Genomic DNA, 24275 nt, shown 5'->3' on the forward strand with positions numbered 1-24275 from the left:
CACAGCACGCACTGTAGGAGCGAGCTTGCTCGCGATGGATCACAAAGCAGCCCCCAATAAATGGTTACTCCGGAATTACTGCAATCACATCAATCTCCATCAGCCACTCCGCCTGCGCCAACCCCGCCACCACCAGCCCGGTGGAAATCGGGAACACACCTTTCAGCCATTTGCCCACTTCGCGGTAGACCGGCTCGCGGAAACGCGGGTCGGTGATGTAGGTGGTGGTCTTGACGATATGCGACAGGTCCGAGCCCGCTTCTTCAAGCAGTTGCTTGACGTTCTTCATCGCTTGTTCGGCTTGCGCTTGAGGGTCGCCGAGGCCCACCAGGCGGCCTTCGAAGTCGGTGCCGACCTGGCCGCGAACATAGACGGTGTTGCCGGCCCGCACGGCCTGGCACAGGTCATTGTCCAGAGTCTGGTTGGGGTAGGTTTCCTTGGTGTTGAACATGCGCACGCGGGTGTGAGTAGGCATCAGTTGACTCCCATGAGGTCGGCTTTGGCAGCGGAGGATTCGGTGGTTTCAGTGCTCTGGCGCTGGTCGCGGTCGCGGTAGGCCAGGTAGGTGCGTTGGGTGGCGATGTGTCCGGCAACATGCTTGGCGTCGTGCCACACGCCCCAGATGAACGAAGAGCCGCGACGCGACAGCCACGGCAGGCCGACGAAGTACACGCCCGGCTCGGCGGACACGCCGCGCTGGTGTTTCGGCTTGCCGTTGGCGTCGAAGGCATCGACTTTCAGCCAGTTGAAATCCACGGCGTAGCCGGTGGCCCAGATGATCGAGGTGACGCCGGCGGCGGCCAGATCCAGTTCGAGAGTCGGCGCCGTCACGCACTCGGGGTCGGCCAGGCGGCGACGGGCTTCCGGCTCCAGCGGCAGGTCCAGGCCGTTGCGCTCGACGTAGGCGTCGGCGGCATCCAGCAGGGCCAGGTAGTTTTCGTCGCCACGGCGGATGTTGTCGGCCAGGTTGTCTTCGAAGCGCACCACGCCGTTGTCGAACGAGCGGGTCAGGCCGACGAGGTTCATGCCTTGGTGGGCGAGGGCGCGGAAGTCCACGGTGTGGCCGCCGCGGGCGCCGCTGACGGCGATGGTCACGTGCTCGCGGCCGGGTTTGGCGATCTCCGCGTCCCACTCGCCCAGCACGCCCAGCCACCAGCAGAAATCACGGTTGCGGTAGCTGCGCGGCGGCCGGTCGTGGGCACCGACGGAGAGGTAGACTTTGCGCCCGGCGCGCATCAGTTCGTCGGCGATCTGCACGCCGGATGAGCCGGCGCCCACCACCAGCACGGCGCCTTCGGGCAACTGCTCTGGGTTGTAGTAGGCGGCGGAGTGGATCTGGTGCAGGCCGGCGTCTTTCGGCGCGATCGGCGGGATCACCGGCCGCTGGAACGGCCCGGTGGCGGCGACCACGCGGTTGGCGCGGATCACGCCTTCGCTGGTGTCGATGGTGAAGCCCGGACGGTCGGCATTGCGCACCACGGATTTCACCTCCACCCCGGTGCGGATCGGCAGGTCGAACTTGCGCACATAGGCTTCGAAGTAATCGGCGACTTGATCCTTGCCGGCGAAGGCGTCCGGGTCGAGGTCGAATTCAAGGCCCGGGAAGCGGTCGTGCCAGACTGGACCGTTGGCCACCAGCGAGTCCCAGCGCCCGGTGCGCCAGGCTTCGGCGATGCGGTTGCGCTCCAGCACCAGGTGCGGCACGCCGAGCTTGCTCAGGTGTTCGCTCATGGCCACGCCGGCCTGGCCGGCGCCGACCACGAGGGTATCGATTTCGAGGTTGTTCAAAGTCATTTTCAAGCCCTGTCTTCGAGACGTTGTTGTCCAGGGCGGTCGTCGAACCGCCGTTGCCTGGGGCCAGACTAGGGACGGGCGGTTTTTCGCGAAAATAGTAATTAGCGAGGGATTGCCGACAAAAAAGCGAAGGCCCGGCGCTACGGGCCTTGCGGCGGGCTAGGCAGGTTTTTCCTATGCCCGGAGCATATTTTTAATCGTTTTCCTGTAGCCGGAGGTCCCGCACCATCTGCTCGAACAGCCGTAACCAGCGGCCGCGCGGGCGGCCCTCAAGGAGCACACATGACCTTTTCCATCATCGGACGCTGCGCGGAATCCGGGCAGCTCGGCATCGCCATCAGTTCTTCCAGCATCGCTGTCGGCGCGCGTTGCCCGTGGGTACGCGCGGGCGTGGGCGCGGTGTCGACGCAGAACATCACCCTGCCGGCGCTCGGCCCACAGATTCTCGACCTGCTGGAGGGCCAGCAACTCGCGCCGGGCATTGCCCTGGAGCGGGTGTTGGGGACCAACGGCTGGAGCGAATATCGCCAGGTCACGGTGATCGACAGCAATGGCCAGGTGGCGCTGTTCACCGGTCAGGAAGCCCTCGGCGTGCACAACGCCGTGGCTGGCGAACAGTGCGCGGCGGCGGGCAATCTGCTGACCAGCCGCGAGGTGATCGAGGCGATGGTCACGGCTTTCGAAAACAGCCACGGCCTGCTCGCCGACCGCCTGCTGGCGGCCATGCACGCGGCGATGGCGGCGGGCGGCGAGGCCGGGCCGGTGCATTCGGCGGCGCTGAAAGTGGCGGGCGAACTGACCTGGCCGCTGGTGGACTTGCGGGTCGACTGGGCCGACGAAGACCCGATCGGCCAGCTCGACGCACTTTGGCAGGCCTACCGGCCACAGATGCAGGATTACGTCACCCGCGCCCTCGACCCCACCACCGCGCCCAGCTACGGAGTGCCGGGCGATGAGTGACACCAGCAGCCGCGAGCTGTTGGGCCGGCTGATCGGTTTCGCCACGGTCAGCCGCGAGTCCAACCTCGAATTGATCGCGTTCATTCGCGATTACCTGGCCGGGCATGGCGTGGACAGCGAACTGTTCCACAACGCCGAAGGCACCAAAGCCAACCTGTTCGCCACCCTCGGTCCGCGGGACCGGGGTGGCGTCGTGCTGTCCGGGCATACCGACGTGGTGCCGGTGGACGGCCAGGCCTGGACGGTGGACCCGTTCGCCATGACCGAGCGCGAAGGCCGCCTGTATGGCCGCGGCGCCGCCGACATGAAGGGCTTTATCGCCTCGGTGCTGGCGGCGGTGCCGGCATTTCTCGCCGAGCCGTTGCAGATTCCCGTGCACCTGGCGTTTTCCTATGACGAAGAAGTCGGCTGCCTCGGCGTGCGCTCCATGCTCGCCGCGCTGGAACAGCGCCCGCACAAGCCGCTCATGTGCCTGATCGGCGAACCCACCGAACTCAAGCCGGTCCTCGGCCACAAGGGCAAGCTGGCGATGCGTTGCCAGGTGCACGGCGCGGCCTGCCATTCGGCTTATGCGCCCTATGGCGTGAACGCTATCGAATACGCGGCGCGGCTGATCGGCAAACTCGGCGAGATCGGCGAACGACTGGCGCGTCCCGAGCTGCATGACGCGCGTTTCGACCCGCCATTCTCCACGGTGCAGACCGGGGTGATCAAAGGCGGCAGGGCGTTGAACATCGTGCCGGCGGAGTGTGAATTCGACTTCGAAGTCCGGGCCTTGCCGGGCTTCGATGCGCAGACCGTCGCGGACGAACTGGGCGCTTATGCCGAGGCCGAACTGTTGCCGAAGATGCGCGCCGTGCAGGCGGAAACGGCGGTGCGGTTGCAGCCGTTGAGTGCTTATCCGGGGTTGGCTACGCCGGCTGACAGTGAAGCGGCGCGGGTGTTGGCGCTGCTCAGCGGATCCAGTGAATTCGGCACCGTGGCTTTCGGCACCGAAGGCGGACTGTTCGACCAGGCGGGGATCCCCACGGTGGTCTGCGGGCCGGGCAGCATGGACCAGGGGCACAAGCCGGATGAGTTTGTCAGCCTGGAGCAGTTGCAAGGGTGCGATGCGATGTTGATGAGGCTGGTGGGGTATTTGCGACAGCCTGCTTGAAGGATAAAGCGCCGCTTGCGGCGCTTTTTTTGCTCCGACTGAACGGCCCTTCGCGAGCAAGCTCGCTCCTACAGAGTCTGTAGGAGCGAGCTTGCTCGCGAAGGGCGCCCCACAAAAAAACACCCGCCCTCCATCACGGAGGGCGGGTGCTTTTACCTCCTGACGACCTGACTCAAACCCCGGCCGCCAGCTTCGCGCTCACCTGCCGCCGCCGGTACGCGCTGTCGCGGTTCGCCAGCCAGTAGTAGAGCGGCGAAGTCACCACCAATCCCACCAGCCACGACAGATCAGCCCCGTTGATATGCGCAGACACAGGCCCGACGTACAGCGGCGTGTTCATGAACGGAATCTGCACCGCGATACCGATCGCATAGGCCAGCAGCGCCTGCGGGTTGTAGCGCCCATAGATGCCGCCGTCGACCTTGAAGATCGACTGAATGTCGTAGTCACCTTTGTGGATCGCGTAGAAGTCGATCAGGTTGATCGCGGTCCACGGCACCAGGACCACCAGCAGCACCAGCACCATGTCGACGAAGTGGCCGATGAAGTCTTTCGAGGCGAACACCGCGACGATGCTGCAACCGAGCAACACGATCACCGACAGCACCGCACGGCTCTTGGCGGTGGGGATCCAGCGCCAGGCGAAGGTCTGCACCAGGGTGATCAGTGACAGCACCGCGCCATACAGGTTGAGGGCGTTGTGGCTGATCACGCTGAGCAGGAACAGCACCAGCATCAGCGGGCCGATGGCGCCGGTGGCGAGTTTCACCGCATCCATGGTGTCCATGCCCGCCGGAGTCGCCAGCACGGCCACCGCGCCGAACACGAACGACAGGCTCGAGCCCAGCGCCGAACCCAGGTAGGTGGTCCAGAACGTCGCCGCCACCGGCACGTCGGCCGGCAGGTAGCGCGAGTAGTCCGAAACATAGGGCGCGAAGGCGATCTGCCAGAGCGCCGCCAGGGACACCGTGGCCAGCCAGCCGGAGAGGTTGAAACCGCCGCGGGTGAGGAAGTCGTCGGTCTGGATGTGGGTGAGGATGTAGCCGAAGCCCAGCACGATGCCGATCCCCAGCACCCAGGTGCCGATGCGGTTGAGCACGTGGATGAAGCGGTAGCCGATGATGCCGATGATCCCCGAACCGAGGGCGCCGATGACGATGCCCACCGGCACCGGCACGCTGTCCACCACGCCATGCAGTGATTTGCCGGCGAGGACGATGTTGGAGGCGAAGAAGCCGATGTACATCACCCCGGCGATCACCACGACAAGCAGGGCGCCGAGGGATCCGAATTGGGCGCGGCTCTGGATCATCTGCGGAATGCCCATCTGCGGGCCCTGCGCCGAGTGCAAGGCCATCAGCACGCCGCCGACCAGGTGGCCGACAAGGATGGCGACGATGCCCCAGACCAGATTGAGGTGGAACAACTGGACCCCGAGGGCCCCGGTGACGATCGGCAGCGGCGCGATGTTGCCGCCGAACCAGAGGGTGAACAGATCCCGGACCTTTCCATGGCGATCTTCGGGCGGCACGTAGCCGATCGTGTGTTTTTCGATAAGCGGTGCGGGTGACGCTGCGTTGGTCATGACGGACTCCAAGGCAAGGATGAGTACGCTGCGGTACTTCGGTTGGCATCGGCGAGGCCGGTGCCTTTTCTTGTTGGAGCGGATCTTGAGCGGTGCCGGGCGCGGGATAAATTAGTAAATATGTGCTCTCAGGCCTTAAAAAAACTGGGGTAGCGCGTCGGGTGAGGGCGACCGGTCGACGCAAGCGAGGAATGACACCAGGGTTGCCAAGGGTAATATTATTCCTGTTAAATGAGATTCATTACCACTTGTTACCGCCTGGTTTCCTGCCATGTCTTCCGTCGACCTCTCGCTGCAAAAAGCCGTGCACTCGCTGTACGAGGATCATCATTCCTGGCTGTGCGGCTGGCTGCGCAACCGGCTGGGTTGTGTCGACCACGCGGCGGACCTGGCCCAGGACACCTTCATGCGCGTGCTCACCTTGCGCAAGGCCGCCGACCTGCGCGAGCCGCGGGCGTACCTGAGTACGGTGGCGCGCAGCCTGATGATCGACATGTTCCGTCGTCGTGCGCTGGAGCAGGCGTACCTTGATGCCCTGGCGGCGCGCCCGGAACCGGTGGATATTTCGCCGGAAACCCGCCTGCAGATCATCGAGACGCTGATGGACATCGACCGTCTGCTCGACGGCCTCGGCGCCCGCACCCGCGAAATCTTCCTGATGGCCCAGCTCGACGGCCTGAGCTACGTCGAGATCGCCCGGCGCCAGGACCTCTCGGTGACTACGGTGAAGAAACACGCCGTGCGCGCCCTGACCCATTGCCTGCTGCTGGTGGAGGAGTAGGCCATGGCCGCTGTGCTGGAGCGCAACATCCTCGAAGCCGCCGCCCACTGGTACGTGGAGTTGCGCTGCGAGCCGGACGCGGCGACCCGCGCCGCGCACCAGCACTGGCTGCTCAGCGACCCGCTGCATCAGCAGGCGTGGGAACGGCTGGGACGTCTGCAAGGCAAGTTCGAGCAGGTTTCGCCGCAACTGGCCCGCACCACGCTGGCCGGGGCCAGGGCCAGGCGCCGCGAGGTGCTCAAAGTCCTGTCGATCCTGCTGGCGGCGGGCGGGGCGGGCAGCCTGGCCTGGCGCAGCACGCCGATGCAGACGTTGCTGGCCGACCAACGCACCGGCACGGGCGAACGCCGCTCGCTACGTCTGGACGACGGCAGCCAGTTGCAGCTCAACACCGCCAGTGCCGTGGACATCCGCTACAGCGCGCAACTGCGTCAGGTGAACCTGCTGGACGGCGAAATTCTCATCGAAACTGCTCGAGATACGCTGTCGCGGCCTTTCGTCGTGCACACCGCGCAGGGCAGTGTGCGGGCGTTGGGCACGCGGTTCATTGTCCGCCGCGAGGGTGAGCGCACGCGGGTCTGTGTGCTGGAGCACGCGGTGGAAGTGCGTTGCGCCGATGCGCAGGTCGCGGTGCGGGTGGAGGCGGGTCAGCAACTCAGCTTCAGCGCCGCGCAGATGGGTGATCTGCAACCGGCGCCATCCCAGGTCGACGCCTGGACCCGCGGCATGCTGGTGGCCAACGACTGGCGGTTGGGCGACTTCATCACCGAGTTGCAGCGCTATCGACCGGGGCATCTGGGCTGCACCGAGGCGATTGGCGACTTGCGCATTTCCGGGGCCTTCCACCTGGCGGACACCGATATCGTCCTCGATAACCTGACCACCACCTTGCCGGTGCGTATCCGCCGTTTCAGCCGGTTCTGGACGCGGGTCGAGGCGGCCTGAGAATTATTTTCACTCAGGGGGTTATCGATTCTCATCCAGCTTCGACTTGTAGGTAGAGGCGCCACAGAGACGCCGTTCATCACTGCCACAGGGCGAAAGGAAACCGCATGTCCCGTTCCACTGACCGCACTTCCGCTGCACCGAAAACTTCCGCGCTGAGCCGGGCCATTCATGGCGCGCTGCTGGGCGCCGCATTGGCCACGCCAGCGGTGATGCTGGTGGGCGTCGCGCCGGCCATGGCTGAAAGCCGCACCGAAGCCGCCTTCGATATTCCGGCCGGATCGCTGGACGCCGCGCTGACTCAATTTGCCGCCACCGCTGGCATCACCGTGTCCTTCGATCCGGCTCATGCGCGCGGGCTGAAATCGCCGGGCCTGCGCGGCCGCTACGACGTCGACGCCGGCCTGCGCCAGTTGCTGGCGGGCAGTCGCCTGCAAGTGGTGCGCCAGGCCAACGGCAGCTACTCGCTGTTGCCGGCGGTCAGCGACGGTTCCCTGCAACTGGACAGCACCAGCATCAACAGCACTGCGGTCGAGTCGGCCTGGGGCCCGGTGGACGGCTATGTCGCCACCCGCAGCGCCACCGCCACCAAGACCGACACGCCGATCCTGGAAATCCCCCAGGCGATCAACGTGGTCACCGCCGAGCAGGTGCAGAACCAGGGCGCGCGCAACCTGACCCAGGCCCTGCGCTACACCCCGGGCCTGAGCACCGGCGGCTTCACTGACCGCAACGCGATCGCCGACGAAATCACCAGCCGTGGCTTCGCGCCGACCCCGCTGTATTTCGACGGCGCCTATGTGCCGTATGCCGGCAGCCTGGGCGGCGCGCCGCAGATCGACCCGTACACCCTGGAGCGCATCGAAGTGCTCAAGGGCCCGTCCTCGGTGCTGTTCGGCCAGAACCAGCCGGGTGGCCTGATCAACCTGGTGTCCAAGCGCCCGACCCGCGAAGCGCGCAATCAGATCAAGCTCGGTGCCGGCAGCTACAACCGGGTCAACGGTGCCTTCGACAGCAGCGGTCCGCTGGACGAGCAGGGCGCCTTCAGCTATCGGCTGATCGGCCTGAGCAGCAAGGGCAACGACCAGGTCGACCACACTCATGCTGAACGCCTGCTGCTGGCGCCCAGCCTGACCTGGACGCCGAATGACAGCACCTCGCTGACACTGCTGGCGCAGGTCCAGCGCGATGACGGTCTGGCCGACTACCAGTCGCTGCCGCGCATCGGCTCCCTTGATCGCGGCCCGAATGGCGAGCGCATCGACCGCAATTTCTTCTCTGGCGACTCGCACTACAACGACTACAAACGCAACCAGTACATCGCTGGCTATGACTTCAGCCACGCCTTCAGCGACGACCTGAGCTTCCGCTCCACCGCTCGCTACACCGACGTGCGCGACCGCTACAAGGGCTTCTACCTGCGCAGTTTCGTCACCGACGCCAACAACGTGACCGACTACACCCAGGCCAATCGGGTCAAGCTCGACTGGCGCCAGCACAACATCGCCTACACGGTCGATAACAACCTGGAGTACAAGTTCGCCACCGGTGCCTTGCAGCACACCACCCTGACCGGCGTCGACTACCGTCACTTCACCCGCCAGTACGATGGCTACAACGCCTACAACGTGTTGCCGGTGAACCTCTACGGCAAGAACAACTTCGACAGCTCCAGCGTCACCCCGGTGCTCGACACCCAGTGGGACAACACCGTGCGCCAGACCGGCCTGTACTTCCAGGACCAGATCCGCCTCGACCAGTGGATCCTGACTCTGGGTGGTCGCCAGGACTGGGCCGAGATCGACAACAAGGACCTGCTGGCCCACTCCATCGCCTCGCAGCGTGACAACAAATTCACCGGGCGTGTCGGCCTGACCTACGTCACCGAGTTCGGCCTGGCGCCTTATGTCAGCTACTCGCAATCCTTCCTGCCAACCATCGGCACCGCCGCGCCGGAGCGGGGTGGCAAAGCCTTCGAACCGACCGAGGGCGAGCAGTACGAAGTGGGGCTGAAATACCAGCCGCTGGAGAAGACCCTGATCACCGCGTCGGTGTTCCAGGTCAAGCAGAAGAACGTCCTCACGGGCGACACCGAATACCCGCAGTACCAGGCGCAAAGTGGCGAAGTCCGTTCACGCGGGGTGGAGCTGGAAGTGAAATCCAGCATCGACAACATCGACCTGCTGGCGGCGGCGACCTACATCGACTCGTTCTACACCAAGAGCACCTACGGCGATCAAGGCAACCGCAACGAGTCCCAGGCACCGGTGTCGGCCAGCCTGTGGGCGGATTACCACTTCACCGGCGTCGGCGTCGACGGCCTGACCGTGGGCGCGGGTGCGCGTTACACCGGGCGCAAGCCGGGCGATTCGGCGAACTCCTTCGACGTGCCGGCGTGGGTCGTGTATGACGCCACCGTGCGCTACGACCTGAGCCGCTTCGATCCGAGCCTGCGTGGTTTGCAGGCCAGCTTGAACGTGCAGAACCTGTTTGATCGCGAGTATGTGTCGGACTGCAACTACGCGTTTGGCTGCTATTACGGGCAGGAGCGTGTGGCTTCGGTGCAGATGACGTATGACTGGTGATTGAAAGGGAAGACGCAGTGAGGGGGGCTGTGGTCGCGTGAGGTGCCTGCCTCCCTCTCTTCATCGACCTCAGGATCGAGCACCGCGCAGGCGATATTCGATCTTGAGGGCGCTTCAATTGCCAACCCGCAGTTAGCCCATCACCTCCCGCATCCGATACCAGAGCATCCCCAACGCCAACAATGGCGACCTCAACAGTTTCCCGCCCGGGAACGTCAGGTGCGGCACCGCGCTGAACACATCCAGCCCGGTGCTTTGCCCCACGGAAATCCCTTCCGCCAGCAACTTCGCCGTCCAGTGGGTGACGTTCAGTCCATGCCCGGAATAGCCCTGGGCAAAGTACACATTCGGGTGCTGGCTCAGCCGGCCAACCTGCGGGAAGCGGTTGGCGGTGATGCCGATCATCCCGCCCCACTGGTAGTCGATGCGCACGTCAACCAGTTGCGGGAACACCTTGAGCATCTTCGGCCGCATGTAGGCGCCGATGTCTTTCGGGTCGGAACCGGAGTAGTGGCAGGCACCGCCGAACAGCAGGCGGCGGTCGGCGGTCAGGCGGTAGTAATCCAGCCCGACTTTCTGGTCGCACAGCGCCAGGTTGCGCGGGATCAACTGCGCTGCTACTGCTTCCGGCAACGGCTCGGTGACGATGACGTAGCTGCCCGCCGGCAGCACCTTGCCGCTCAGCTTCGGTTCCAGTTCGTCCAGGTGCGCGTTGCAGCCGAGCACCAGGCTGTCCGCCCGTACCCGGCCGCGGGCGCAATGCACCGTCACCTGATTGCCATGCTCGATGCGCAGTACCGGGCTCTGCTCGAAGACCTGGACCCCGAGCCGGCTCGCGGCCCGGGCCTCGCCAGTGACAAGGTCCAGCGGGTGCAAATGCCCGGAGCCCATGTCGATCAGGCCCCCGGCATAGCAGTCGCTGGCCACCACCTCGTGCATCCGCCCGGGTTCCACCAGTTCGATGGGATGGGGATAACCCGAGGCGCGCAAGGCCTTCTGCTCATCGACCATCGCGGCAAATTGCGCCGGGGTGTTGGCCAGCTCGCAGAAGCCCCAGCGCAGGTCGCAATCGATGGCGAATTCGGCGATGCGCTCGGCCACCAGGGTGACCGAGTCTTCGCCGGCGCGTTGCAGGTAACGCACACCGTCTTCGCCGACGTACCTGGCGAAGCTGCTGACGTCATGGCCGATGCCGCGGATCAACTGGCCGCCATTGCGCCCGCTGGCGCCCCAGCCGATGCGCCGGCCTTCCAGCAGCACCACCGAATGACCGCGCAGCGCCAGTTCCAGCGCGGTGTTGACGCCGGTCAGGCCGCCGCCGATCACACACACGTCGGCGCGAATTTCGCCCTCCAGCGTCGGGTAGGTGTGGCGGTCGCGCGCGGTGGCGGCGTAGTACGACGCGGCATGTTCGCCGGTTCGATTCATCACGGTGTCCCGGCTCATTGGTTGAACTTGACCTTGCTCCAGCTACGGGTCATCAGCCGCATGATCTTCGGCGATGGCGCATTGGAGATGTACAGCTTGTCGAGCACGGCCTGCGGCGGATAGACCTCGGGATTGTTCAGTGTCTCGGGGTCGATGAAGGCCTTGGAGTCGACGTTGGCATTGGGGTAGCCGACGTAGTCGCTGACCTCGGCGATGACCTTGGGCTCAAGCACGTAGTTGATGAACGCGTGGGCCTGGTCGGGGTTTTTCGCGTCGGCGGGAATCGCGATCAGGTCGAACCACAGGTTGCTGCCTTCCTTGGGAATGCTGTACGCGATCTGGATGCCATTCTTCGCTTCCTTGGCTCGGTTGGCGGCCTGCAGCACGTCGCCGGAGAAGCCGAACGCCGCGCAGATATTGCCGTTGGCCAGGTCCGAGATGTACTTGGACGAATGGAAATAGGTCACGTATGGACGCAGCTCCAGCAGCCGTTTTTCGGCCTTGGCGTAGTCGGCCGCGTTGGTGCTGTTGGGATCGAGCCCCAGGTAGTTGAGGATGGACGGGATCAGCTCGTCGGCGGAGTCCATGAAGGCCACGCCGCATTTCTGCAGCTTCTTCAGGTTCTCCGGTTCATACAGGACAGACCAGGAGTCGATATGGTCGACGCCGAGCACTTCCTTGACCTTCTCGACGTTGTAGCCGATGCCGTTGGTGCCCCACAGATAGGGCACCGAATGCCGGTTGCCGGGATCGTTCTGCTCCAGCAGCTTGAGCAGGGCCGGGTCCATGTGTTTCCAGTTGGGCAGCTTGCTGCGGTCCAGTTCCAGGAACACCCCGGCGTCTACCTGGCGGGTGAGGAAGTGGTTGGAAGGCACGACCACGTCATAGCCGGTCTTGCCCGCCAGCAACTTGCCTTCCAGGGTCTCGTTGGAATCGAACACGTCGTACACCGGCTTGATCCCGGTGCTGCTCTGGAAACCGGTCAGCGTGTCGGGCGCGATGTAGTCGGTCCAGTTGTAGATGCTCACGCTCGGCTGCGCCTGGGCAGCCAGCGGCAGCGCCAGCAAGGCGAAGGGCGCAAGGCGTTTCAACAGATTCATAGCGGCTCCTGTCCATCCTGTTTTTATTTTCGACGGCGCGTGGTCGGGTCAGACGCTCAGCAGCAGGAATTCCCGCTCCCAGGAGCTGATCACGCGTTTGAAGTTCTCGTGCTCGGTGCGCTTGACCGCGACGTAACCCTGGACGAACTTGCGCCCGAGGTATTGCTCCAGCATCTGGCACTCTTCCATGGCCGCCAGCGCGTCCTCGATGGTGACCGGCAGGCGCAGGCTGCGGCGCTCGTAGGCGCGGCCCTGGACCGGCGCGCTGGGCTCGATCCGCTCGACCATGCCGAGATAGCCGCACAGCAGGCTGGCGGCGATGGCCAGGTACGGGTTGGCGTCGGCGCCGGGCAGGCGGTTTTCCACGCGCATGGCTTCCGGCGAGGAGGGCGGCACACGCAGGCCGGCGGTGCGGTTCTCTTCGCCCCACTCGACGTTGACCGGCGCCGAAGTGTCCGGCAGGAAGCGGCGGAACGAGTTCACGTTCGGCGCGAACATCGGCAGCACCTTGGGAATGTACTTCTGCAGGCCGCCGATGTAGTGCAGGAACAGCTCGCTCATCGAGCCGTCTTCATTGACGAAGATATTGCGGCCCGATTCGCTGTCCACCACGCTCTGGTGGATGTGCATGGCGCTGCCCGGCTCGTCGGTGATCGGCTTGGCCATGAAGGTCGCCGCCACGTTGTGCTTGAGCGCCGCCTCGCGCATGGTGCGCTTGAACACGGTGATCTGGTCGGCCAGCGACAGCGCGTCGCCGTGGCGGAAGTTGATCTCCATTTGCGCCGGGCCGTCTTCGTGGATCAGCGTGTCGAGGTCCAGGCCCTGGGCTTCGCACCAGTCGTAGACGTCCTCGAACAGCGGATCGAATTCGTTGGCGGCATCGATCGAGAAACTCTGCCGGCCACTTTCCGGACGTCCGGAACGGCCGATCGGCGCTTCCAGCGGGAAGTCCGGGTCGCTGCTGCGTTTGGTCAGGTAGAACTCCATTTCCGGTGCGACGATCGGCGTCCAGCCCTTGTCCTTGTAGAGCTGCAGCACGCGCTTGAGCACGTTGCGCGGCGACAGCTCGACCGGGTTGCCCTGCTTGTCGTAGGTGTCGTGAATCACCATCGCGGTGGGCTCGATGGCCCAGGGCACCAGGAACACCGCGTCGGCATCGGGGCGGCAGAACATGTCGATATCCGCCTCGTCCAGCAGGCTGTAGTAGATGTCGTCATCGACGAAATCGCCGGTGACCGTCTGCAGCAGCACGCTTTCCGGGAGGCGCATGCCGCCTTCGCCGAGGAACTTGTTGGTGGGGGAAATCTTGCCGCGGGCGATGCCGGTGAGGTCACTGACAATGCATTCGACTTCGGTGATCTGGTGTTGCTTCAGCCAGGTGGCCAGCTGATGCGCGGGGGTGTTCATGCAAACCTCTAGCGGGTAGTTGTTTAGGCACTCGAAGGCAGGCGACCGAGTGGGTGGTCGGTGCCGACGGGGCTAGTGTTCGCTGGAGGCGGGGGGCGGTTCTATCCGTTTTGTGCAGGAATGCGGGTGCCTGCACCAGCCGGTAGTTGCCTGTCTTCGCGAGCAAGCTCGCTCCTACCGGGTGAGGCGAGCCTTGTAGGAGCGCGCTTGCTCGCGAAGTGCCGCGACCTCACGCCACCGCCCAGAAAGAAAAACGCCGCCGACGAAGAGATTGAATTTGCGAATGGTTCTCGATAAAGTCTGCGCCCTCGCACCGCAGTGACAATGGGCCGCCATGTCGAGCATGACCACCGAAGAACTGGAGCGGGCCTTCAAGGCGCATGCGCGTGAGTTGCGAGTGTTTCTTTATCGGCAACTGCAAAGCACCGAGACCGCCGCCGACCTCGCCCAGGAAACCTACCTGCGCATGCTCAGCCAGCGACCACGCAAGCCGGTGGACAATCTGCGCGCCTTCATTTTCCGCATCGGCCGCAATCTGGTCATCGACCACGTGCGCAGCCGGGCGTCCCGCGAGCGTCACGACCAGGGCCTGGCCTATCTCTTCGAAGTCACCGGCGAAAGCCCCGAACTCATCGACACGGTCGCCGCCAGCCAGGAGCTGGAAGCGCTGAACGCGGCTTGGCAGCGCATGGACGAACCGGCGAAAAGCATCTTCCTGATGTGCCGGCTGCAGGGCATGGCGCACAAGGACGTCGCCCGCGAGCTGGGCGTTTCCCTGAGCACGGTGGAGAAAAGCCTCGCCGGTGCGCTGGACTTTTTGCGCCGAAGTCTTCAGCGTTGACCGCCATGTCCGATAGCCACGATCCCCACCACCAACTGCACGCCACTGCCCATGCCTGGGTGGTGCGCCTGACTTCGGGTGACGCCAGTCCGGCCGACGTCGAGGCCGCGCGCGCCTGGTGTCAGGAGCACCCGGAGCACCAGCAGGCGTTTGTCGAGGCCCGGCGGCTGTGGCAACTCGCGGGGCAGGTCGAGGTTGCGGTCGAGCGACCCCGGTCACCGCGAATTTGGCACTGGGCAACGGCGGCAGTGCTGGTGATCGGCGTGAGCCTCGGCCTGGCCCGGCAGCAGGCCTGGGATGCCGACTACCGCACCGCCCGCGGTGAACAGCAGCGCATCACCCTGGCCGACGGTTCGCGGATCTTCCTCGACGCCGATTCGGCGCTTGATGTCACCCTGCGCGATGACCGCCGCGAGATCGTCCTGCGCAGAGGCGAAGCGCTGTTCGAGGTTGCCCACGATCCACAACGGCCGTTCCGCGTCGCCGCCGGTGACTTGAGTGCCACGGCGCTGGGCACGGTCTACGCGGTGCGCAAGCAGGACAATGGCGTGCGGGTCACCGTCGCCCAGGGTCGGGTGGCGGTGCAGGGCGACGCTGCGGCCGTCACCCTGGCGGGCGGCGAACAGGTCACCTGGCAGGGCGGGGCACTGCTGGCGAAGCAGCCGGTCGATACCGCCAAGGCCCTGGCCTGGCAGCATGGCCGGCTGGTGTTCGACATGACCCCGCTGGCGGACGTGCTCGCCGAATTGCAGCGCTACCGTCCCGGCTACCTGCTGATCGGCGACGACAGCCTGCGCGGATTGCGGGTCAGCGGCACCTTCCGCGTCGACCGCCTCGATGACGCCCTGACCACCCTGGAACAGGCGTTCCCCATGACCATCCAGCGCTACACCGACTACGTGCTGGTGATGCAGCCACGCTGAAGCGAAAATTTTTTACGGGTCTGCGCGTGTCACCCGTCTTCCTTGGCGAAAACGATAATACGTTGCATTCGCTAGGGAGATTTACATGCGTCACGTCACCACCGGTATCCGTCCTCTCGTCGTTGCCTTGCGCCGCGCCACGCTGCTGATGGGCCTGTTGCCCGCGCTGGCCTGGGCCGAGCCGGTTGCTTTTGATATCCCCGCGCAGTCGCTGGGGTCGGCGCTCAATCAACTGGCCGAGCAGAGCGGTTTGCAGGTGATTTACAACGGCGAGCTGGTGCAGGGCCTGAGCAGCCCGGCGGTGCGCGGCAGTCAGGAACCGGAGGCGGCGTTGCAGCGTTTGCTGCAGGGCAGCGGGCTGATCTGGCACGCCACCGGCGCTGGCAGCGTCATGCTGGAAAAAGCCGCGGTGCAAGAGGATGCCGTGCAACTCGGCGCCACGTCCGTGACCGGCGCGGTGGCGGGGAGTGTCACCGAGGGCAGCACCTCGTATGCCACCCGTGGCCCGACCACCACCGCGACGCGGCTGAACATGACCCAGCGCGAAACCCCGCAGTCGGTGACCGTGGTCACCCGCCAGCGCATGGACGACCAGAACATGAAAGACCTGGACGACGTGCTGCAAAACACCACCGGCGTGATCGTCATCAAGAACGGCGGCGAGCGCTCGCTGTACCAGGCCCGCGGCCAGTTGGTGGACAGCCTGCAGATCGACGGCGTGCCCACCAACGTTGGCAACGCCTATTCGATGGACGCCATCTCCAAACCGGCCACCGACATCTACGACCGTGTCGAAGTGGTGCGCGGCGCCACAGGTCTGACCGAAGGCGCGGGCACGCCATCGGCGGCGATCAACCTGGTGCGCAAGCGGCCGACCGCCGAACCCCAGGCGCTGGTGGAAACCTCGGTGGGCTCGTGGGACAACTACCGCACCCTGGTCGATCTGTCGTCGGCGCTGAACGAGCAGGGCACACTGCGCGGGCGCACGGTCATCAGCTACAACGACGCCAACAGCTACATGGACAACGTGAAAAAAGAAAACCAGTTGTTCTACGGCATCGTCGAAATGGACCTGTCGGCGAGCACCATGGCGACGCTGGGTTTCTCCTACCAGAAGGACCGCAACTCCGGTTATGACTGGTCGGCCCTGCCAACGGCCAAGGACGGCGCCTTCTACCCGCTGTCGCGCTCGACCAACCTCACCGGCAAGTGGAACAAGCTGAACAAGAACAACACCACCTTCTTCGCCGACATCCAGCACAGCTTCGACAATGACTGGAAACTGATCGTCGCCGCCAACCACATCAAGGCCAAGTCGGACTTTCTCGGCAACTACACCTGGCGCGTCAGCGGCGACCGCTTCAGCCTCAACCCGCGGCACTTCTTCTACGACGACACCCAGACCAGCGTCGACGGCTATGCCACCGGCCCGTTCGAGCTGCTGGGCCGGCGCCATGAACTGGTGCTGGGCGCCAACGTGCGCAAGGACGATTTCGACTACCACGGCGGCCGCGATGCCGGTTACGGCTATCAGTTCGACATGAACGACCTGTCCGGCTTCAACCCGCCCAAGCCGACCGGGCTCAACGCCAACCTGTGGAAGTACAACATCACCCAGGAGCAATCCGGAGTCTACGGCGCGGCGCGCTTCAGCCTGACCGACAGCACGAAGTTCATCGTCGGCAGCCGGGTCAGTTGGTTCAAGACCGAGAACATGACCAACACCACCGGCATCCCGCGCAACACCGAGTACGCGAAAAACCGCGAGATCACGCCCTACGCCGGCCTGGTGCAGGAACTGAGCGACAACTTGTCCGCCTACGCCAGCTACACGGAAATCTTCAAGCCGCAGGCGAACCTGGACGCCAGCGGCTCGATCCTCGACCCCATGACCGGCAGCAACTACGAGCTGGGGCTCAAGGGCGAGTTCTACGACAAGCGCCTGAACGCCAGCGTCGCGTTGTTCCAGGCGGACCAGACCGGCCGCGCCGAATACCTGCTGCCGTGCAACTGCTACGAGCCGTCGGAGAAAGTCCGCAATCGCGGCGTGGAACTGGAAGTGAACGGGGCCCTGACCGAGGAATGGAACCTGTCGGCGGGCTACACCTACGTCCAGTCCAAGTACATCGGCGGCGAGCAGAAGGGCGAGGATTACTCGTCGCTGGCGCCACGGCACCTGTTCAAGATCGCCACCGACTATCGCCTGCCGGGTGTGCTGAACAAGGCGCGGGTGGGCGGCAGCGTGTACGCCCAGAGCAAGATCACCAACCGCGAGGCCAATTACCATATCCAGCAGCGCGGCTATGCCCTGACCAGCCTGCACGCGATCTACGAGCTGAACGAGCACCTGGAGCTGCAGTACAACCTGGATAACGTCTTCGACAAGAAGTACATCCAGACCATCGGCAACGACAACTACTGGAACTTCTACGGCGAGCCACGCAATTTCAACGTGGCGTTGCGGGCGAAGTTCTGAGGCGCGATCCAGGCGAACTTGCCGGCGGCTCCACCGGTCCGAAGGAAACACCCCCCACTTCGGAGCGACCCCGTGGAAGACCGCGTGATACAAGGCATCCAGCATGGCGAACCGCAACGCGACGCCGGTGGCTGGCTGCCGCTTGAAGGCTATGCGGCGCTCGGCGACGGGCGCTCGGTGGCGCTGGTGGGCTGGGACGGGTCAATCGACTGGTGGTGCGTGCCGCACATGGACTCGCCGCCGTTGTTCGATCGCCTGCTGGCGCCGCAGCACGGCGGCTATTTCGCGATCACGCCGAAGCAGGCGTACCGCGTCGAGCGTCGTTACCTGCCGGGCAGCAACGTGCTGGAAACCCTGTTCATCACCGACAGTGGCCGCGTGCGCCTGGTCGAGTCGCTCAACAGCGGCCCGGCCGGGCGTCTGCCCTGGGGTGAGCTGGGGCGGCGCCTGGAGGGTGTGGAAGGGCACGTCGACTTCACTGTGAAGATCGACTTCGGCACCCAGGCCGACACCGTCTCGCCGTTTCTCGCCCCGACCGGCAACGGCTGCGTGTTTCACGCCGGGCATATCCTCGGCATGTTCATCTACAGCGAGCAATTGCAGATCCAGCGCAAGGACGACCTTGGCGTGCGCGCCGAGGTGCGCGTGGCGGCCGGCGAAAAGGTGGTCATGGCCATCGTCAGCGGGCGCGACGAACCGCTGGTGGTGCCGAGCCTGGAACTGATCGACGCGCGTATCGACGGTTCGCACCGCGAGTGGCTGCAATGGAGCGAATGCCTGAGCTATGACGGTCCGTACCAGACACTGGTAGTGCGTAGCGCCCTGGCGCTGAAGTTGCTGCTGTCCTCGCCGACCGGGGCGATCATGGCCGCGGCCACCACCTCGCTGCCCGAGCGCATCGGTGGCACCAAGAACTACGACTACCGTTTCGCCTGGGTGCGGGACGCCGGCTACATCATCGAAGCCTTCCTCACCATGGGCGCTCAGCCGGAAGCCAAGGCGGCGCTGACCTGGCTGCTGCACCGCCTGAGCGAACACGGCGTGCGGGTGTTCTACACGCTGCAAGGCGAGGTGGGCGAGGGCGCCCGTGCGTTGCCGTTGCCCGGCTACAAATACTCGCCGCCGGTGGTCGGCAACAATGCCACCGGGCAAATCCAGCACGGCATCTACGGCGATATCTTCGAGACGGTGCGCAGTTTCATCGCGTGCGGCGCCGTCCTCGATGCCCGCAGCGCCAAGCTCCTCTGCGGCATCGCCGACCAATGCGCCGACACCTGGCGCCAGCCCGACTCGGGCATCTGGGAATTACCGGAGATTCGCCAGTACACCACCTCGAAAATCAGTTGCTGGCAGGCCCTCACCCACGCCGTGGAACTGGCCGATCACGGCCATCTGCCCACCACTTGCCGCGATCGCTGGGACCGCGAACGCCAGCGTATTCACGCCTGGGTCGAGGCCCATTGCTGGAGCGAGACGCTGCAGGGCTATCAGTTCTATCCGGACAGCGAGCGGCTGGACGCCTCGATCGCCCTCGCGGTGCGCTTCGGCTACCCCGAGCGGGAGCGTCTGCGCAGCACTCTGGAGGCGGTGCAGCGGGAGTTGGGGCGGGGGGCTTTTCACTACCGTTACAGTCAGGTCGAACAGGAGGAAGGTTGCTTCCTTGCCTGCACGTTCTGGCTGATTGAGGCCTGGGCCTTGCTCGGCCGGCAGGCGCGGGCCGAGGACGCGTTCGACAAGGCAGTGGAGGGCTTGGGGCTCGGCGTGGGAATCTACGCCGAGATGGTCGATCCTGACAGCGGCCAGTACCTGGGCAACCTGCCGCAAGGGCTGACGCATCTGTCGCTGATACGGGCGGCGCGGGCGATTGGCGGGGAAGGCGATCACCGGGGAAATAGCTGAATGCTATGATCGCGGGCCTGATCCACTGGCCCGCAAGGAAGACCCATGAACTCGACTCCACCTAATGGCCTGCCGGTCTATCGCCTGATCACCGGCCGCGACGATTCCGCGTTTTGCCAGCGCATTTCCGAAATGCTTGCGCTGGGTTATGCGTTGCATGGCTCGCCCAGCATCACCTTCGATGCGAGCAAGCATCATGTGATCGCGGCTCAGGCGGTGGTGTGGCCGGGGCGGTAGTTGGGGTTATGAGAGCGGATGAGCACGGCATGTGTCGGTCTTGGTTGATCCGGCGCTTCGCGAGCAAGCTCGCTCCTACAGGTCACTGAACCGGCGAATGCCCCTGTAGGAGCGAGCTTGCTCGCGATGCGCCAAAATAGAGCATGTGTTTGGCAGCTCCGCTCCAGCGCTTCTAGAAGTAGTAACCAATATTCACGTAAACCTGGTTCTCCCACTGATCACTACCGCCAGCGCCCAGGCTCTGCGCATAGCTGCTGCCACCAATGTAGGGATCGTTCTTGCCGATCAGCCATTCGGTGGCGATCCACAATTTGCTCAGTGAGAACGACGAGCCAAGAATCAGCCGCTCGGAGGTGTCGAAGCCCGAGGCTGATTTGTCGAAGGCGCTGTAGTTGGCGTACAGCTTGATCCCGCTGAGCTGGTCGAACAGGTATTTGCCGTCGACGTCGTAGCTGAGGTCGGCAACGTAGAAGTTGCCGCGGCTGGCGACGTTGAACGTGCCGTCGTAGCCGCCGAAGGTGACCACTTCATCGGTGCCTTCATTACGCGGTGACATCTGTTGCCGCGCCGCCATCAACTGCACGCCCCACGGGCCGTTCTTGCCCAGGTAGTGCACCGCCACGGCATTGCGCCGGCCGTCGTCGCCGGTGTCGTTGTTCTTCAGCGTGGAAGTCATGCCCGACACACCGACCTCGGATTTCCAGTCGCCCAGCTGCACGGCCTTGGCCAGGCGCAGCACTGCAGTGTTGCGCTCGCGGTTGTCGCTGCCGTCCTCGACGTAGCTGTCGGCCGAGGACACCACGGTGGAGTAGGTGCGGCCATTGCTGGTGCCTTTGCCTTGCCAGGCCGGGCGCAGGTAGTAGCCGGCCTGGATATTCCAGTCGCCGACCTGCTGAATGTACTTGGCGCCGATCTGCTCGACATCCTCCAGGCCGATGACGTTGCCCAGGGTTTCGAAGAAGGTGCTGCCGAAGTACGGCTGCAGGCCGAACGGAATCTGGTTGAGGCCGACCTGGATCTGCTGGTCCGGGTTGAAGCGATAGCCGACCCAGGCGGTTTCGGCGAACGCCACGTCGCCGACATTGTTGGTGTACTTGTACGGGTAAGCGCGCCCGTAGAAGCGGTACTTGGCGGCGCCGATCCAGGTGTCGGAGGTGTATTTGGCAGTGAGGAAGGCAGTGTCGAAGTTGAACTTCTGGATGTCGCGGTCCGGGTCGTAGTCCCAACGGGCGCGCACGGCACCACCGAGGTCGAGGTGGTCGGTGACCTGCACCGCCATGGCCGGGACGGCGAGGCTGGACAAGGCGGCAAGACAAACGGACTGCAAGCGCAGGGAAGCGGTGAAGGGCATGTGGCGGCTCTCGTTTATTGTTATGTGAGACGCGCGCAGTGTTGCCATCAGGCGTTTGCGGGACAAACGATTAAATCGAGAGACAAACCTGCGTTTAACGCAGGTTACTGCCTGAGAATTTTGTCGGCTTTGTAGGAAGAGTCCTTGCCGCGTGGAATACTGCAAACCTTGTCAGCCGTCTTACGAGCGCCTTCCATGAAACGCAAAATGCCAGGTCTCAACGCACTCAAAGCCTTCGAGGTGGCCGGTAGCACCGGCAGCTTCACCCGCGCCGCCGAGTTGCTCAACGTCACCCAGAGCGCGGTCAGCCGTCAGGTGCGGCAACTGGAGGAGCAACTGGGCGAGCACCTGCTGCAACGCCGGCATCATCACCTTGAGCTGACCAATGCCGGGCGCGTGCTGCTGCGGGCGCTGCACCAGTCGTTCGACAAGATCGAGATGACCGTGCGCAGCATCCAGCAGAAAACCCATTCCAACCGCCTGCACCTCAATGCCCCGCCGACCTTTACCAGCCGCTGGCTGATGCCACGGCTGGGGCGCCTGCGCGAGCGCCACCCGGAGCTGGAACTGAGCATTACCACGCGGTTGCAGGACAGCCTCGCGGAAACCGCCACCCTTGATTGCGCGATCCGCTTCGGCAATGGCGAGTGGGATGGCCTGGACAGCTCGTTGCTGATTCAGGAGCGGCATATCGCCGTGTGCGCGCCGTCGTTGTATGCCCGGGAGGAAGACGAACAGGGCATCGACCTGAACCGCATGACGTTGCTGCATGTGCTGGCCCGCGAAGACCAGCGCTACCTCACCTGGAAACACTGGCTGGACGCCGCCCGCATCAGCGGTGTGGATACCCAGGGCGGCTATGAGTTCGACCTGCTGGACCTGGCCATCCGTGCTGCGGTGGATGGCCTGGGCATCACCATCGCCGACTGGCACATGGTCGCTCCCGAACTGGCCGGCGGACGGCTGACCCAGGTGCTCAACGTGCATGTGGACGGGCATCAGTCCTACTGGCTGGTGACCCGCCCGGAACAGCGCGATGCGCCGCAGTTGCAGTTGTTCAGCCAGTGGCTGCAGGAGGAAATCTGGCTGGCGCAGCGGCAGTTGGAGCCGTCTAGTCCGGCTGTTTGAGATGACTTTCTGGGGCCTCATCGCTGGCGTGTCGGTGCGCCGGGCCGCAGCGATGAGGCCTTGGAAAATACCACTAACATGCCTTTTTCGAATGTTCCCCTGCGCTATTAATCGTTTGTCCATCCGCCCCCGAATCACAACACTGCCCGTCAATAACAACGTGACAACGATGGGCAACCCACGATGCGAATCGAGCGAAATTTTGTTGATGGCCACTTCATCGAGCCTGCCGGCGCGGCACTGATTGCGGTGCAGGACCCGGCCACGGAAAGCGTGGTCGGCCAGGTCGCGGCGGCCACCGTGGAAGAGGCCATCGCCGCTGTCGACGCCGCTGCCGTGGCGCAGAAAACCTGGGGCAAGCTGACCAGCATCGAGCGCGGCGAGCATCTGCGCGCCTTCGCCGACGCCCTCGACGCCCATGCCGTGCAGATCGGCGAGGCGCTGGCCGCCGAGTCCGGCAAGAGCCTGGAAGACGCCAGCAACGAGGCCCGCTACGCGGCGCAAATCACCCGCTACCACGCCGAGTGGGCGCGGCGCATCGAAGGCGAGATCATCCCCAGCGACACCCCCGACGAACGCCTGTTCCTGCACCGCGAGCCGATCGGCGTGGTGGCCTGCCTGATTCCGTTCAACTACCCGGTCTACACCCTGCTGCGCAAAGTCGCCCCGGCGCTGATCGCCGGCAATACCGTGGTGGTGCGGCCGAGCAACAACACACCGCTGTCGGCCTTCGAAATTGCCCGCGCCGCACAACAGGCCGGCCTGCCAGCGGGCGTGCTGAACATCCTGACCATGGACCACGCCACCGCCGCCAGCCTCTGCACCCACAAGGCCGTGGGCCTGATCACCCTGACCGGCAGCGTCAACGCCGGGCGCATCGTCCTCGATTACTGCAAGGAAAACATCGCCAAGCCGTCCCTGGAACTGGGCGGCAAGACCCCGGTGATCGTCGAAGCCGACGCTGACCTGGAAAAGGCCGCCAACGATATCGTCGGTTCCAAGACCACCCACTGCGGCCAGTTGTGCACGGCGGTGGAGCGGGTCTACGCCCACGAAAGCGTGCACGACCGCCTGCTGGCGCTGCTCAAGGAGAAATTCGCCGCGGTGCGTTTCGGCGACCGTGCCGAGGATCCGCAGCGGATGGGGCCGCTGGTCAACGCCGCCTCCCGGCGCAACATCCACGCCATGGTCGAGCGCGCGGTCGCGGTCGGCGCGATGCTGGAGACCGGCGGTTTCATTCCGCAGGGCCCGGGTCATTTCTACCCGCCGACCCTGCTCAGCCACTGCCGCCAGGACATGGAAATCGTCCAGGAAGAAACCTTCGGCCCGGTGCTGGCGCTGCTGCGCTACCACAGCATCGACCAAGCGCTGGATATGGCCAACGACCACCAGTTCGGCCTGTCGTCGGTGCTCTACACCGAAAACTACCGCACCACCATGAAGGTCGCCGCCGCCATCGAGGCCGGTGAGCTTTACGTCAATCGCACCCCGGCCGACCCCTACCAGGGCTTCCACGCCGGCTGGAAACGCTCGGGCCTGGGCGGTGATGACGGCAAGCACGGAATGCTCGAATTCACCCAGACCCGACTGGTGGTCATGAAGTACTGAGTTTTAAGTCGCAAGCTACCCGTGGCAAGGCGTCCGTGTTGTACGGCGACTTGCCGCCAGGTGCTTGCAGC

19 protein-coding genes are annotated in these 24275 nt (G+C 64.6%); 12 read left to right on the forward strand and 7 right to left on the reverse strand.

Annotated elements, in window-relative coordinates; translation table 11 throughout:
• Positions 1–64: 64 nt before the first annotated feature.
• Both NTD88_RS22840 and NTD88_RS22845 read right to left on the reverse strand, forming a co-directional pair.
• The gene (locus NTD88_RS22840; protein ID WP_110970182.1) at positions 65–475 is read right to left on the reverse strand and encodes a RidA family protein; all 411 of its coding nucleotides are present in this window, start codon (positions 473–475) and stop codon (positions 65–67) included.
• Positions 475–1794, reverse strand: coding sequence for a flavin-containing monooxygenase (locus tag NTD88_RS22845; RefSeq protein WP_262154489.1), 1320 nt, complete (start codon positions 1792–1794; stop codon positions 475–477). Before NTD88_RS22845 ends, NTD88_RS22840 begins: the two co-directional genes overlap by 1 nt.
• 282 nt (positions 1795–2076) lie before the next feature.
• Here NTD88_RS22845 and NTD88_RS22850 point away from each other — a divergent pair, with 282 nt between their 5' ends.
• Positions 2077–2754 carry a DUF1028 domain-containing protein gene (locus NTD88_RS22850; protein WP_262154488.1) on the forward strand — a complete coding sequence of 226 codons (678 nt, stop codon included), beginning with the start codon at positions 2077–2079 and terminating at the stop codon, positions 2752–2754.
• A complete protein-coding gene (argE, locus tag NTD88_RS22855) occupies positions 2747–3910 on the forward strand; it encodes an acetylornithine deacetylase (protein WP_262154487.1) in 1164 nt (387 codons plus the stop codon). Before NTD88_RS22850 ends, argE begins: the two co-directional genes overlap by 8 nt.
• Before the next feature lie 172 nt (positions 3911–4082).
• Here argE and NTD88_RS22860 read toward each other — a convergent pair whose 3' ends face one another.
• Positions 4083–5495, reverse strand: coding sequence for a purine-cytosine permease family protein (locus NTD88_RS22860; RefSeq protein ID WP_262131004.1), 1413 nt, complete (start codon positions 5493–5495; stop codon positions 4083–4085).
• Positions 5496–5766: 271 nt separating this feature from the next.
• Here NTD88_RS22860 and NTD88_RS22865 point away from each other — a divergent pair, with 271 nt between their 5' ends.
• The 3 genes from NTD88_RS22865 to NTD88_RS22875 all read left to right on the forward strand — a co-directional run bounded on the left by NTD88_RS22865 (position 5767) and on the right by NTD88_RS22875 (position 9806).
• Positions 5767–6276 carry a sigma-70 family RNA polymerase sigma factor gene (locus NTD88_RS22865; protein ID WP_095155341.1) on the forward strand — a complete coding sequence of 170 codons (510 nt, stop codon included), beginning with the start codon at positions 5767–5769 and terminating at the stop codon, positions 6274–6276.
• Positions 6277–6279: 3 nt separating this feature from the next.
• Entirely contained in the window at positions 6280–7221 is a 942-nt protein-coding gene (locus NTD88_RS22870; protein ID WP_262131005.1) for a FecR domain-containing protein, read from the forward strand.
• Between the two features lie 107 nt (positions 7222–7328).
• A complete protein-coding gene (locus tag NTD88_RS22875) occupies positions 7329–9806 on the forward strand; it encodes a TonB-dependent siderophore receptor (RefSeq protein WP_262154486.1) in 2478 nt (825 codons plus the stop codon).
• A 132-nt stretch (positions 9807–9938) separates the two neighbouring features.
• On the opposite strand, the gene NTD88_RS22880 is transcribed toward NTD88_RS22875, so the two are convergent.
• The 3 genes from NTD88_RS22880 to NTD88_RS22890 are packed head-to-tail and all read right to left on the reverse strand — an operon-like array spanning position 9939 to position 13741.
• Entirely contained in the window at positions 9939–11234 is a 1296-nt protein-coding gene (locus NTD88_RS22880) for an NAD(P)/FAD-dependent oxidoreductase (RefSeq protein WP_262154485.1), read from the reverse strand.
• Between the two features lie 14 nt (positions 11235–11248).
• Positions 11249–12334, reverse strand: coding sequence for a polyamine ABC transporter substrate-binding protein (locus NTD88_RS22885; RefSeq protein WP_262154484.1), 1086 nt, complete (start codon positions 12332–12334; stop codon positions 11249–11251).
• Positions 12335–12382: 48 nt separating this feature from the next.
• Positions 12383–13741: a glutamine synthetase family protein gene (locus NTD88_RS22890; protein WP_262154483.1), complete on the reverse strand. Its 1359-nt coding sequence runs from the start codon at positions 13739–13741 to the stop codon at positions 12383–12385.
• Positions 13742–14075: 334 nt separating this feature from the next.
• Here NTD88_RS22890 and NTD88_RS22895 point away from each other — a divergent pair, with 334 nt between their 5' ends.
• From NTD88_RS22895 to NTD88_RS22915, 5 genes are all read left to right on the forward strand, one after another.
• On the forward strand, positions 14076–14582 hold the full coding sequence (locus NTD88_RS22895; RefSeq protein WP_256587713.1) for an RNA polymerase sigma factor: 507 nt from the start codon (positions 14076–14078) through the stop codon (positions 14580–14582).
• Between the two features lie 5 nt (positions 14583–14587).
• Positions 14588–15505, forward strand: a complete 918-nt coding sequence (locus NTD88_RS22900; RefSeq protein ID WP_262154482.1) for a FecR family protein — start codon at positions 14588–14590, stop codon at positions 15503–15505.
• Positions 15506–15590: 85 nt separating this feature from the next.
• Complete coding sequence (locus tag NTD88_RS22905) at positions 15591–17981, forward strand: TonB-dependent siderophore receptor (RefSeq protein ID WP_262154481.1); 2391 nt, start codon at positions 15591–15593, stop codon at positions 17979–17981.
• A gap of 135 nt (positions 17982–18116) precedes the next feature.
• Positions 18117–19880, forward strand: a complete 1764-nt coding sequence (locus NTD88_RS22910) for a glycoside hydrolase family 15 protein (RefSeq protein ID WP_262154492.1) — start codon at positions 18117–18119, stop codon at positions 19878–19880.
• Positions 19881–19925: 45 nt separating this feature from the next.
• Positions 19926–20117 carry a DUF1737 domain-containing protein gene (locus NTD88_RS22915; protein ID WP_262131012.1) on the forward strand — a complete coding sequence of 64 codons (192 nt, stop codon included), beginning with the start codon at positions 19926–19928 and terminating at the stop codon, positions 20115–20117.
• A 172-nt stretch (positions 20118–20289) separates the two neighbouring features.
• Here the strand turns inward: NTD88_RS22915 and NTD88_RS22920 are convergent, their stop codons facing one another.
• Positions 20290–21468, reverse strand: coding sequence for a hypothetical protein (locus tag NTD88_RS22920; protein WP_095155331.1), 1179 nt, complete (start codon positions 21466–21468; stop codon positions 20290–20292).
• Positions 21469–21663: 195 nt separating this feature from the next.
• Between NTD88_RS22920 and NTD88_RS22925 the strand changes: the two genes are divergently transcribed.
• Both NTD88_RS22925 and aldA read left to right on the forward strand, forming a co-directional pair.
• Positions 21664–22596 (forward strand): LysR substrate-binding domain-containing protein, encoded by a 933-nt coding sequence (locus tag NTD88_RS22925; RefSeq protein WP_095155330.1) that lies wholly within the window; start codon positions 21664–21666, stop codon positions 22594–22596.
• A gap of 183 nt (positions 22597–22779) precedes the next feature.
• Positions 22780–24204, forward strand: coding sequence for an aldehyde dehydrogenase (gene aldA / locus NTD88_RS22930; RefSeq protein WP_262154479.1), 1425 nt, complete (start codon positions 22780–22782; stop codon positions 24202–24204).
• Positions 24205–24275: the final 71 nt, after the last annotated feature.

Source organism: Pseudomonas sp. 20P_3.2_Bac5, assembly GCF_025466035.1.
Classification (GTDB): domain Bacteria; phylum Pseudomonadota; class Gammaproteobacteria; order Pseudomonadales; family Pseudomonadaceae; genus Aquipseudomonas.

Excerpts from the sequence above, each read along its gene's own strand:
- NTD88_RS22920 (WP_095155331.1), bottom strand. The coding sequence starts at position 21,468 with ATGCCCTTCACCGCTTCCCTGCGCTTGCAGTCCGTTTGTCTTGCCGCC.
- NTD88_RS22875 (WP_262154486.1), top strand. The coding sequence starts at position 7,329 with ATGTCCCGTTCCACTGACCGCACTTCCGCTGCACCGAAAACTTCCGCG.
- aldA (WP_262154479.1), top strand. The coding sequence starts at position 22,780 with ATGCGAATCGAGCGAAATTTTGTTGATGGCCACTTCATCGAGCCTGCC.
- NTD88_RS22890 (WP_262154483.1), bottom strand. The coding sequence starts at position 13,741 with ATGAACACCCCCGCGCATCAGCTGGCCACCTGGCTGAAGCAACACCAG.
- NTD88_RS22900 (WP_262154482.1), top strand. The coding sequence starts at position 14,588 with ATGTCCGATAGCCACGATCCCCACCACCAACTGCACGCCACTGCCCAT.
- NTD88_RS22895 (WP_256587713.1), top strand. The coding sequence starts at position 14,076 with ATGTCGAGCATGACCACCGAAGAACTGGAGCGGGCCTTCAAGGCGCAT.
- NTD88_RS22925 (WP_095155330.1), top strand. The coding sequence starts at position 21,664 with ATGAAACGCAAAATGCCAGGTCTCAACGCACTCAAAGCCTTCGAGGTG.
- NTD88_RS22915 (WP_262131012.1), top strand. The coding sequence starts at position 19,926 with ATGAACTCGACTCCACCTAATGGCCTGCCGGTCTATCGCCTGATCACC.
- NTD88_RS22840 (WP_110970182.1), bottom strand. The coding sequence starts at position 475 with ATGCCTACTCACACCCGCGTGCGCATGTTCAACACCAAGGAAACCTAC.
- NTD88_RS22865 (WP_095155341.1), top strand. The coding sequence starts at position 5,767 with ATGTCTTCCGTCGACCTCTCGCTGCAAAAAGCCGTGCACTCGCTGTAC.
- NTD88_RS22870 (WP_262131005.1), top strand. The coding sequence starts at position 6,280 with ATGGCCGCTGTGCTGGAGCGCAACATCCTCGAAGCCGCCGCCCACTGG.
- NTD88_RS22860 (WP_262131004.1), bottom strand. The coding sequence starts at position 5,495 with ATGACCAACGCAGCGTCACCCGCACCGCTTATCGAAAAACACACGATC.
- NTD88_RS22850 (WP_262154488.1), top strand. The coding sequence starts at position 2,077 with ATGACCTTTTCCATCATCGGACGCTGCGCGGAATCCGGGCAGCTCGGC.
- NTD88_RS22845 (WP_262154489.1), bottom strand. The coding sequence starts at position 1,794 with ATGACTTTGAACAACCTCGAAATCGATACCCTCGTGGTCGGCGCCGGC.
- argE (WP_262154487.1), top strand. The coding sequence starts at position 2,747 with ATGAGTGACACCAGCAGCCGCGAGCTGTTGGGCCGGCTGATCGGTTTC.
- NTD88_RS22905 (WP_262154481.1), top strand. The coding sequence starts at position 15,591 with ATGCGTCACGTCACCACCGGTATCCGTCCTCTCGTCGTTGCCTTGCGC.
- NTD88_RS22880 (WP_262154485.1), bottom strand. The coding sequence starts at position 11,234 with ATGAATCGAACCGGCGAACATGCCGCGTCGTACTACGCCGCCACCGCG.
- NTD88_RS22885 (WP_262154484.1), bottom strand. The coding sequence starts at position 12,334 with ATGAATCTGTTGAAACGCCTTGCGCCCTTCGCCTTGCTGGCGCTGCCG.